The following is a 3762-nucleotide window of genomic DNA, read 5'->3' on the forward strand; positions in this document are numbered from 1 at the left end:
TATTGCGGTGATTCGTTGGGAGAATTTGCCAAGAGATCTAGATGGAGAAATGGCCGATCAATTTTTACGTTATCCCGATTGGATTATTGAAATTATGTCTCCTGAACAATCTGTTACCTTAGGGATGGAAAAGATTATTTTCTGTTTACAACAAGGAACAGAATTAGGTTGGTTGATTGATCCTTCAGCAAAGTCAGTCACCGTTTTTCAAACAGGATTACCGAAAGTACATATTGCAACTGAAGGAAATAATGAGCCTTTAGCAGTGATTAAAGGATTAGAACGTTGGTCAATATCAGCAGTGGATATTTTTGCTTGGCTAAAGGTTTAATTTGTTATGTCAGCATCGTTTGGTTTATCAGTTTATTCCAGAAGAGTAAAGTTGTCAAAGTTATACGGATGTGGACTCATTATGAATAACCCCTATTATTTATTTTACACTGGTAACATTAATGATTGATTTGGATTGTAAAAATTAGGAACATGAAAAGCTTATGGTATAAGACTTTTGCCTTCCGCAAAGCGGTATAAATCCCCTCAAGATAACATAAAAATACGATATAAATACCACCTCAACTGACTGAATGAAGGGGGCATTTATGGTATTTTTAGAAGCAAATTAGCCTACTTTTGTGGTTTCTTTTTCGGTGGATTGGGAGGGTTCTAGTTTGCGCTTGAGGGTTGAAGCTGCGCCGAGGGTGCCAAGAGCAAGTAGGCTGAGGGTGGAGTTGGGTTCAGGAACTTTTGCGCTTTTAAAATCAGTAATTTTAAAAACAGTAGTTTTATCACTTCCTGTCGTTGCGGGGGTTATTCCACTTGTAGTCATACCAGTTCCAGTTGTAAAATCAAAAAAACCAGCGGATGATCCCGTTCCATCTAATTCTCCTTTAAACTCTATTCTTTCAACTTTCCATGTTGTTGGATTAAGTATAGTTTTGTCGGTAAGAGGTATTTTTTTAGACATCCAAGGCATACCACTGTTTCGATAATTGCCGAACTCTTTATCAGCATCTTTACAATCACTACCTGCCCATGTAAATTTAATAAAACTCTGGCTAGCATTAAATGGATCTTTCTTTATACTAAACTCAGAATTTATTGTTACCATATGAGGACTTCCAGGTTCGGCTTTACATTTTGGGTCTTCCTTAAGGTATGTTGAGTTTCCCATAAAACTAAAAGAACCCGCTAAAGTCAAAGCATTGACAGGTTTTGAAATAACAATTGACAGAGCAGATGTTATAGTCAGGGTAACAGAAATATTAATTAAGCAGGCTTTCATTGTTACTTCTTCCTAATATTAAGACTAAGGTGGGTTGGGAGGATTTCAGTTTGCGATTGAGGGTTGAGGTTGCTCTTAGTGTGCCAATGGCAAAAAGACCTAGTGGTAAATGAAGAGGCAATTGTTAGAGCATATTAGTCACTGAGATAGTAGTGCGATCGCCCCCCTCGCAGCCAGATCAAGCAACAGCCCAACCCAACCCCAATGGCAGACAACAAAACGATACACACTCCCCCCCCACAAAAGTATCAAAAGCTACAATTTAATAAATCTTTACATTCCTTTCCCTAGCTTAGGGATTGACAGGGGAAGATTCCCTCGCACTAACCAGCTGATAGACTAGGGATACCAGCTTTCATTTTGGAGTGAGAGAGTGGTTAAGTTAACCGATTCCCAAATTGATCAAGAAATTGGCAATATTGTCAGTCAATTCCAGCTTTATCAATGTTATGAATGTGCTAGAGCAGTAATGCAGTGGCTAACAGACAACGAAATTGAGGGGAAAGTGATCGAACTGAAAACGCGCTATCATGACGAAGATTATATCATTAGCGATCGCATAGGGAATGATCAATCAATTACGATCAATGGAAAACATTATGGGGTAGAAGTAAGGGGAAGAGTATTTGATAATCTGTCTCCTCAAGGGATGACACGAGATGATTGGCTGAAAGATTTTCATTGCCAAAGTGAAGAGTTTATAATTACTGAAGCAGGAGAAGGGTAAAGATGGAAGTAAAAGGCGGATTATTTGAGATTTTGTCTAAGATTAAAGCTAGACCTGGACTGTATATTGGTCGTCCTTCCCTGTCGGATTTGTTTATGTTTTTAGTGGGTTATAAAACTGCTAGACGGGAGTTAGGAATTGAACCGACAGCCGAAGAAATCAGATTCTATCAAGAGTTTCATCAGTTTGTTGAAAACAAATACAATCTTCATACATCTAATGCTTGGGCTAAAATTATCCTGCTCTATTGCCCCGATGAAAAGCAGGGATTTGAGCGTTTTTTTCAGTTACTAGGGGAGTTTCAACAACTTGGCAGTCAGGAAATTCCTGCCGATGGGATTGAGGATAAAGAGATTATTATAAGTCGTGTCAGCTAGTGCGATCGCAAATCTCATATCTCAGGTCAAACAACAGCCCAACCCAACGCCAAGAACGGACAGCAAAACAACACACACTACCGCACTAAAAACTGTATTCTAAGCTACAATTTAATAAATATTTTACAAATCTTTACATTTCCCTCCCAATCTCTATAAAGAAAACCCAGAACCAGAATAAACAATCCCCAGAAGACGAGACAGAGAGACCCGATCCGACTTCAGTAGTGCAATCGCAGCATCCGTAACTTGTCCCCTCACCTCTGAAAACCCATGCTATCCTTGAGGTATTGCCCCAAAATCCTCAAATCAAATCGTGATGAACAATGCTGGCCTAGATACCAATTCTCCTTTGTTGCAAACCCTTCAGACATTACCTGTCCAACAACAACAAGAAATTCTCGATTTTTTGGAATCTATAGTCAATCAACACCATCAAACCCAAATAACCCAAACAGGTAGAATTGCAGGATTATATCAAGGTCAAGGCTGGATCAGCGATGACTTTAACGAACCCCTAACCGATGAACTCTTGCCTCCAACTTAACCCATGCAACTTTTATTAGATACCCATAGCTTTATTTGGTGGTCAATTAACTCAGAAAAACTATCACTAACCGTGCAGGATTTGTTATTTGATCGAAATAATCGCTTGTTTTTAAGCGTTGCTAGTGTCTGGGAAATGCAAATAAAACTGCAACTGGGAAAATTACAACTTAACCCATCTTTACAGGAATTAATTAAAAATCAAATAACCATTAATAATCTAGAAATACTTTCTATTGATCTAGCTCATATCTGGACACTAGCAACCCTTATCCACTATCATAAAGACCCCTTTGATCGACTTTTAATATCCCAATCAATAACCGAAATTATGCCTATTCTGAGCATTGATGAGATATTTGACCGTTACCCCGTTCAAAGAATTTGGTAAATTTCCCAAAATGTCAGGCGATCGCATCCTTCGCAGCCAGGTCAAGCAGCACCCCCACCCAACGTCAAAGGCAGACAACAGGAGGATACACATCTCAAAAAAACAACTGTATCCTAAGCTACAATTTAATAAATCTTTACATTCTTCTCCCTAACTAGCGATTCACAGGGGAAGATTCCCTCGCAATAACTAGCTGATAGACTAGGGATACCAGCTTTGATCAAGGCATCAGCATGACTACCAACGTAGCGAAAACTCAATGGCAGTATTTAGAGAAACGTCCTCATTCCTGGCGACAGCAACTATACATTAAAAGTAGGAAGCTGACAGCTTTCACTGTTTGGTCAGATGCGATCGCCAACAAAATGACTCCTGAAGAAGTCGCCGACAGCAAAGAATTACCCTTAGCCGCCGTTCTCGAAGCAATTGAATACTGCCA

Annotated in this window: 6 protein-coding genes and 1 pseudogene; 6 read left to right on the forward strand and 1 reads right to left on the reverse strand. The window is 39.3% G+C overall.

The genetic code is table 11. The annotated features are described in order from the left end of the window. The coding region (locus tag EWV68_RS20990) for a Uma2 family endonuclease (RefSeq protein ID WP_287170928.1) at window positions 1-331 on the forward strand (331 nt) is incomplete at its 5' end. A 288-nt stretch (window positions 332-619) separates the two neighbouring features. Here the strand turns inward: EWV68_RS20990 and EWV68_RS22190 are convergent. Continuing rightward, window positions 620-742 (reverse strand): annotated as a pseudogene (locus EWV68_RS22190) (PEP-CTERM sorting domain-containing protein); the annotation flags it as partial. A gap of 913 nt (window positions 743-1655) precedes the next feature. On the opposite strand from EWV68_RS22190, the gene EWV68_RS21000 reads away from it, so the two are divergent. From EWV68_RS21000 to EWV68_RS21020, 5 genes are all read left to right on the forward strand, one after another. Further along, window positions 1656-2009 carry a papain fold toxin domain-containing protein gene (locus EWV68_RS21000; RefSeq protein ID WP_002798426.1) on the forward strand — a complete coding sequence of 118 codons (354 nt, stop codon included), beginning with the start codon at window positions 1656-1658 and terminating at the stop codon, window positions 2007-2009. Between the two features lie 2 nt (window positions 2010-2011). Continuing rightward, window positions 2012-2386, forward strand: coding sequence for a hypothetical protein (locus tag EWV68_RS21005; RefSeq protein WP_061431090.1), 375 nt, complete (start codon window positions 2012-2014; stop codon window positions 2384-2386). 319 nt (window positions 2387-2705) lie between these two features. Next, complete coding sequence (locus EWV68_RS21010) at window positions 2706-2933, forward strand: DUF2281 domain-containing protein (protein ID WP_061431089.1); 228 nt, start codon at window positions 2706-2708, stop codon at window positions 2931-2933. A 3-nt stretch (window positions 2934-2936) separates the two neighbouring features. Next, window positions 2937-3323, forward strand: a complete 387-nt coding sequence (locus tag EWV68_RS21015; protein ID WP_287170930.1) for a type II toxin-antitoxin system VapC family toxin — start codon at window positions 2937-2939, stop codon at window positions 3321-3323. A 233-nt stretch (window positions 3324-3556) separates the two neighbouring features. Next, on the forward strand, window positions 3557-3762 hold a 206-nt coding region (locus tag EWV68_RS21020; protein WP_287170931.1), incomplete at its 3' end, for a hypothetical protein.

Origin of the sequence: Microcystis sp. M_QC_C_20170808_M9Col, assembly GCF_007095495.1 — a bacterium.
In the GTDB taxonomy this organism is placed as follows: Bacteria; Cyanobacteriota; Cyanobacteriia; order Cyanobacteriales; family Microcystaceae; genus Microcystis; species Microcystis aeruginosa.